The 6,697-nt window shown below is 42.6% G+C and carries 8 protein-coding genes and 1 pseudogene; 2 read left to right on the forward strand and 7 right to left on the reverse strand.

The window, feature by feature from the left end; all coding sequences use genetic code 11:
* Positions 1–318, forward strand: a pseudogene (locus BLS65_RS18505) (transposase); the annotation flags it as partial.
* Positions 319–321: 3 nt separating this feature from the next.
* Here BLS65_RS18505 and BLS65_RS16855 read toward each other — a convergent pair.
* The 7 genes from BLS65_RS16855 to BLS65_RS16885 all read right to left on the reverse strand — a co-directional run bounded on the left by BLS65_RS16855 (position 322) and on the right by BLS65_RS16885 (position 5,865).
* Positions 322–699, reverse strand: coding sequence for a hypothetical protein (locus tag BLS65_RS16855; RefSeq protein ID WP_092440974.1), 378 nt, complete (start codon positions 697–699; stop codon positions 322–324).
* 189 nt (positions 700–888) lie between these two features.
* The gene (locus BLS65_RS16860; RefSeq protein ID WP_092440975.1) at positions 889–2,085 is read right to left on the reverse strand and encodes a cation:proton antiporter; all 1,197 of its coding nucleotides are present in this window, start codon (positions 2,083–2,085) and stop codon (positions 889–891) included.
* A gap of 306 nt (positions 2,086–2,391) precedes the next feature.
* Positions 2,392–2,616 carry a hypothetical protein gene (locus BLS65_RS16865; protein ID WP_092440976.1) on the reverse strand — a complete coding sequence of 75 codons (225 nt, stop codon included), beginning with the start codon at positions 2,614–2,616 and terminating at the stop codon, positions 2,392–2,394.
* 8 nt (positions 2,617–2,624) lie between these two features.
* Complete coding sequence (locus tag BLS65_RS16870) at positions 2,625–3,365, reverse strand: hypothetical protein (protein WP_092440977.1); 741 nt, start codon at positions 3,363–3,365, stop codon at positions 2,625–2,627.
* A 60-nt stretch (positions 3,366–3,425) separates the two neighbouring features.
* A complete protein-coding gene (locus BLS65_RS16875; protein ID WP_212590585.1) occupies positions 3,426–3,947 on the reverse strand; it encodes a GNAT family N-acetyltransferase in 522 nt (173 codons plus the stop codon).
* Positions 3,948–4,173: 226 nt separating this feature from the next.
* Positions 4,174–4,548 (reverse strand): lipocalin-like domain-containing protein, encoded by a 375-nt coding sequence (locus BLS65_RS16880; protein ID WP_092440978.1) that lies wholly within the window; start codon positions 4,546–4,548, stop codon positions 4,174–4,176.
* Between the two features lie 351 nt (positions 4,549–4,899).
* Complete coding sequence (locus BLS65_RS16885; RefSeq protein WP_125869932.1) at positions 4,900–5,865, reverse strand: alpha/beta hydrolase; 966 nt, start codon at positions 5,863–5,865, stop codon at positions 4,900–4,902.
* A gap of 551 nt (positions 5,866–6,416) precedes the next feature.
* Between BLS65_RS16885 and BLS65_RS16890 the strand changes: the two genes are divergently transcribed.
* On the forward strand, positions 6,417–6,697 hold a 281-nt coding region (locus BLS65_RS16890), incomplete at its 3' end, for an IS1 family transposase (protein WP_139180961.1).

Here is a 6,697-nt window from a genome sequence, read left to right on the forward strand (position 1 = left end):
CGGTCCCGATTTCAAATAGAATTCCTCTACCGAGATGCCAAGCAGTTCACCGGGCTTACCACCTGTCAGGCTAGGAGCAAGAATAAGCTCGATTTCCACTTTAACGCGGCTCTAACAGCGGTAAATATCGCCAAGCAAGACTGGCTCTCAAACAAGGATAACCTCCAAAAAACGTTCTCAATGGCTAATTACAAAACTCTATATAACAACGCGTTGCTACTGGAACGATTTATGTGTATGTTTGCAATAAACCCAAACACCGCAAAAAATAAAAAAATCGTCAATGATTTGTTGGATTACGGTAAAATTGCGGCATAAATCTTACCGAACTATTGAAGTATCGAAGTTGGCATGAACACCGCCATGAGGCAATACCATTAGCGGATACTTTTTATCGGGATTCAGGTTCTTTGGAAGAAAAACGTAACTCCAAAACTTAAGCGGATTGTTGGCGCCCATTGCAGTTGGGTTTTTCACGTTGGCACGAGGTGGTCCGGCAATAAAAACCTTATCGACAAAGGCCACATCGCCCACGCGTTGAAACCAGAGTAGATCATCAACCCGTTTCTCCACCTCATCGAGGCGATGCTGCAAGAAGGTGTTTTGGTCGTTGATCATTGCCTTTATTTCGGGGACATCTTGAGCCGAAGCAAACGTGGCAGAACAAAGCAGCGCAAGGAAAAGGTAGATGGACTTCATGGTAATCGGTTTGAGTTAGAGGTTAGCATTGGAACACTAAAGATAGAAAACGTTTAGCTACATCAGTAAAAATGCAGCTAAAGACTATTCCTCACCAACATAACTGTTCCATCGTAAAAGGCAAGTCAATACACAAAACGAATCAACTCGCATCCACTACCCCGTCGCACCAAAAAGGTTCAGCGAAGTCTAAGTCTCAACAGTTGGGACTTGGCTACTCAACTCCTTTTTCTGACTCCTCATCAAACCACCCATCATTGCCAAAACCGAAAGAATAATCGTTTGAATTACCAGCGCCTTATTCACAAATGGAATGGAGTGTTCGGGTATTATAGCCAGAAAAAGTAAAATAGTAATCAGCCCTCGGGGGGCAATATACAAAAGGGGAGAAAAAGGAATTTTGGATATTTTGAGGGCAATCCAGCGAACAACGCCAACGGCTAATACAATAGCCACTGCATACGGCATCGTTTCGAGATTGAGTATTTCTGAGGCCTCCATCAAAAAACCAAAGAGAATAAAAAAGAGAGCCCGAACAAGGAACGTTGCCTCAATGGTAATTCCCTTAAACTTGGCCACCTCCGTGCTCATTTTACCGGTATAGAACCGCCCAATCCAGGATATTTGTTTCAACTTCTCAATATTTCCAAGAAAAAGACCGAACACAAGAATAAAAATTAAGCCGGGCAGGTGGTAAACCTTCGTTATGGCGTAGATGAGAATAACCAGCAAAATGATGGGTGTGTATGTAATGTGATGCTTAATGCGGCTCAATAAAAAAGAGAGCCCCAACACCGAGACTAAGGAAATAAGAACAACGATAATTATTTGAAAGAGAAAATGACCGAATGACTGTCCGTTTATATACTCGTTTAAAACAATGAAGTTGAAGAACAAAACACCAAGAATATCGGAGAGGCTACTCTCATATATCACAAATTCCTTGTCGGAAGAGGAGAGGTTTCGTGCGCTTGGAATGGCAATAGCGCTGCTGATTACACAAAATGGGATGGCATTAACCAACCCAGTTTTAAAAGACACATGCCCAAAGAACTGAAAAGCAACGGCCAGTATAACAGCCAAGGTAATCATGGTTATTAGGGCTATTAACGTTGACTTCTTGATAATAGGAATTTTCGACTCGTCCAGTTCCAACTCCAGTGCACCCTCTAATACAATAAGAATCAATCCAAAGGTGCCCAACAAGGGTAACAGTGGGTTAAGATCGGGAACAGGAATTTCCAACAAAAAGGTAACTTGCTTCACCAACCAGCCCAATAGCAACAAGAGTATTACGGAAGGGATTTTAGTGAGCGGTGAGCTGATGTCGAAAACATATGCCAACAACAGCAAAAAACAGATTGTAATAATTACAGCGGTGGTCATAGCTTACTTGGCGAAGGTTAATAATTTCAAATGTTACATTCCGAGACAAAAACGATGAAGATTAGGTTCATAACTATTCAATACAGCATCGAGGCTTGCCTCTTCTGCTTGCACAAAGATCGTTTTTCCACACATCAATAGCAATAAGGCAATCCTAGATTATAGTGTATTTTTCCCACGATCCGCAAATAAAATACCGTTGTGAAATCATGCGCACCATTCCCTTCTTATGATTTAGACTGCAAATATCTAAATTCGCTCTCGCTTTCTAACTCTAGAAAAAAAAGAAAACCTGCTACTTATAGTCTAAATACTCCGCACAAAACGTTGGGCGAACTCCCGCTCCTCCCACTTGGCTACAAAGTAAAAATAGATTAAAATCAGAATAGCGAGAATCAGAAGAAAACCAAGATGAAAAAGAAAAACCAGCCCAATAGCAGAAGGAAGTGTCAAGAACAGCAGATCGCGCACGTAAGCATTAATTCCCGTAATTATTACTTTTTCGCATGTGGATAACCATTTATCGCCCACATGTGAGGCTATTGCTCAGAAGGCTTCCAATCGCCCTTCTGAAAAAACATATTCCCGTATCGCGTTGGGCGCAAAACTAGGTTGAAGCTGAATGGATCGGCATGCAGCAATGGATTTAGCTGCAGCATATGATGCCCGCCCACATTTTTAGCACTATCGAACTTTGCATTGAACAGGCGCTCGGATAGCACGACCTCAAGATTCACGGTATCGGATGCCGTTTGGAATTGCGCGTAGCCGCTATCGTCCAGTTCCATTAAGCTATCCCTTACCTGGTGCCAGGCGGCGGAGTGCAAATCATACTCATTGTAGAACTGAACTACCCGATGCTTTCCCTTAAAGATATATTGAAATACGCGGGAATACTGCTTAATCTGTTTTTCCTGATTCATGATATGCAAGTAGAGCGTATCATTGGATATTTGCATCCAGTAGTGCTCGTATTGCCAATCGGCATTAGGGCCCTTAAACCAATCGCGATTAATCACATAATTGCCCTCAAGATGATACTTGCGAACCGTCATGGGCGATGTAATAAAACCGTGAACAAAGTTGACAACAATAACCAAAACGCCAATGGCAATTGGGATAGCAAAAGTAACGGTTAGGACAAACGGTATATCGATCCTTTTCGTTCGGCTACGCACAACCATCATTACAGCAAAGCCGGTAAGAATGATAAGCAACATAGCCAACGCTGCAATAACTACCAAATCGAAAGACCTAAAACCGAAGACGAACAAAGGCATGACGTTCTTTACATTAAGATGCAGAATACAACTCCCCTACGTTAAACAAGAGATATAGCACTATTGCGCGAAATCACTTCTCTCCAGCCTCCACCAAAAAGAACTTTCAGACGTTCGAACCCTGACAAAGCCATTCTTCTCGAGAACTCGATGCGAGGCTACGTTCGTTTGATCGGTTTCGGCAATAATGGCCTTTACTTTTGGTTGACTAAATGCCCACCGGACAACAGCACCAATGGCCTCGGTAATGAATCCCATTCCCTGAAATAGATCGTAGGTGCCATAGCCAATCTCAATCTCCCCTTCGCGGTTTGGCTCGCCCTGAAAGCAAAGATCGGCCACCATTTGGTTACGCTCCTTGCACACAACGGTCCAGAGTGTAGAGTATAGGTAATTCTTCGAAGGATCAGCCACGGCGGGAAGAATGGTCTCGTTAAAGGCATCGAGCAGCGCTTGCGGAATAACGCGCACCGCCTCGTTGAGGTTTAATTCTCGTTCCAGCTGGCTATCGTCCCGTAGGTATAAAACCAGCTGGTCGAAGGTAAGTGGAAAAATAGTAAGGCGTGGCGTTTCTATAATCATGGGTGCAGTTTTAGGAAGAACAAGATACAAAACATTTGACTATTTCGTTTTTCATAGCAGAATCATTTGCGCCAATTGATTTCGAACCGTTTCTAAAAAAAAGCATCCCATTGGTAAAGTTACTTAACCAATGGGATGCATATAATTAAAGAAAAATAGGAGACGTGAAATAATTTCACGTCTCCTATAAGTTGAAATATAAACCTCTAAAATCGTATGCTAATGGTTAGTTAAAAGTCCAACGTGTTAATCCAACATCACCAACCTGCAACTCAATTACAAGTTTCGATACGCTACTTTCAATTACTTTGTAAGCAGTAACACCATCCAATGTAAGCGTTTTTCCATCTTCAGCTACCGACCAAGTTCCTGTCTTATCGTTACAACTATTTGTGATAACATAGGTATCATCCGATCTAAAATTCCATTTTGCATTTTCCTCACAATCTCTTGTAACGTCTACACCGGCAATAGTCTTGGAATCTAAAGTCCAATTCTTAACAATCATATTAACTTCTGTTTTTTCTTTTTTGCAGGAAGAAAAAAGAAATCCAGATAATACAACAACAGCTAACATTAGCAAACCAAAATACTTTTTCATGACTTTTTGTTTTAAATGAATTTATAATATGAATGCAAATTAAGGCCATTATTGACCTGCATGTATTACATAATTAAATTTAAAACTTACATGATTCCCACTTTTCCATGACGGCTGAGATCCATATACCCCTGAAATATGTAGCGTGGCTAACGGTTTGGTGGAGTTTTGGTGGAGTAATTTCATGAAAATGGCGCCGCATACAAAGTGCAATAGTCAGATTGGAGGCGGTTGTCCATACGAAAAGAGGAAGGCTACCTCTTCTCTGGTTAGAGAAAGGTGTAAGCCAAATTGGAAACTAATATTACGTTGGATTAAGGTAATTAAAATTCCATAATTGATAAATTCAACCTATAGGTTTCTTTGGCCCAAGAATCTGCTCCGAAACGTCTCTACCCTGCTCCTATACTCATCCTTGTTTACTCTATACGACATCGCGTGGTTGGCATTGGGTGATAGATAAAGCATTTTGGGCTCGGGCTTTGCGCTATAAAATTCCTCGCTCATGCTGGTGGGAACGTAGGTGTCGGCATCGCCATGGATAAAGAGAACCGGGACTTTCACATCCTGAATATGGGCTATGGGATTCACTTCACCAAACCAAAAACCGTAAAGCCAGTGCGACCATAGGCTGGCGGCTTCAACAATACCGATATTGGGAATATGGTATTCCTCCTTTAAACGGTAAGTTAACTGTTTCTTAAGATCGGAATAGGGGCAATCGGCTATGTAAAATGAGATATGGGGCAGCGAATCGGGAGTATGGGCATTGATCATTCCAGCATGCAGTAGCACGGTGGCTGCCCCCATCGACTCACCGTGTGCACCAATTACAACTCCTAGATGCTGCTCGGCAACCAGCTCGACCATCTTTTGCAAATCGAACTTTTCGGTATAGCCAAATGTAGAATATTCGCCACCACTGACGCCATGCCCCCGCTGATCATAAAGCACCACGTTATATCCTAGGGAGAGATAAAGATCGGCGTAGCGAATCATTAACCATTTATTGCAGGCCACTCCGTGACAAATAACAACGGTGGTATCGGATGGAGTTCCATTTTCGACAAACATTCCGTTAACCGAATATCCAAAATCCGATTTCAGGTTAATGTCATGCTTAACGAGCGTATCCCAGCGGGCAACGTCGAAGGTAGAGTCGGCCCGCTGCTTCTCGAAGGTTGTTACAAAGGTTGTGAGATTGAAATTACCCACTGCCACATAGGCAAAGTAGCAGCCAATGCAGAGATAAAAAAGGCCAATAAAGGCAATCGAATATATGATACCGAGAACAATACGAGACTTTATGTTTTTCATGGCACTATATGATTTTTGGCGATTGAGGTTTTTAGCAATTTGAGGAAATAAAGATAATACCACAATACGGTGCTTGGATGCAGATTAGTAAACAAAAAACTAGCTAACGTAAGTTCGGCCTAAACAAGTTCGAATTACGATACGTTCACATGAAATCCACCACAAGGAGGTGCCCCAGCTGGAGCAGACGTGGAGTCCTTACCAACAACCCACGCACAGCGTAAATAGAGCATGTTTACTATAATTTGTAATACACTTAGCGTGTCTTGCATGATGAGGTATTCGTGGCACGGTGCCGTAGGCACCCCCGCTAGCGCGGAACCTCCTTCGGCGGTCAAGCTATTTTACTATCCGTGCCCTGCAAGCCTTGGCTGATGTAAATGTGGTAGTATTTTCCATACTCAAGTGGCGTGTTGGCTTGCATCTGATCTAGATATTTTCGTTGGAACAATTTACAAAAGAATTGCAATTCTTTCATCGTTTTCGTTGGCTCTATTCAGTGATAATGTTGTTGCAAAAATTTGCTTATCTTAGTGGAAAGTCTCTATGATATGACAATAATTGAACAAATCCGAGAACTCGCAAAACAGTTGACAGAACAAGAGCGCGTTACGGTAATGCGGGAGCTGAAAAATACGGATGCATCACTTACGGCTCAGCTGGGGGAGGCGAAAGTCTGCCCCCACTGCTCGAGCAGCATGATCATTAAGCACAGCATGTTCAATGGGAGGCAGCGCTCCAAGTGCAAAACGTGCGGCAAGACCTTTACTATGCTTACCGGAACGCCCATACACGGGTTGAAAAAGGTTTCACTTTGGCAGGATTACTGCAC

Source organism: Williamwhitmania taraxaci (assembly GCF_900096565.1).
Lineage (GTDB): Bacteria > Bacteroidota > Bacteroidia > Bacteroidales > Williamwhitmaniaceae > Williamwhitmania > Williamwhitmania taraxaci.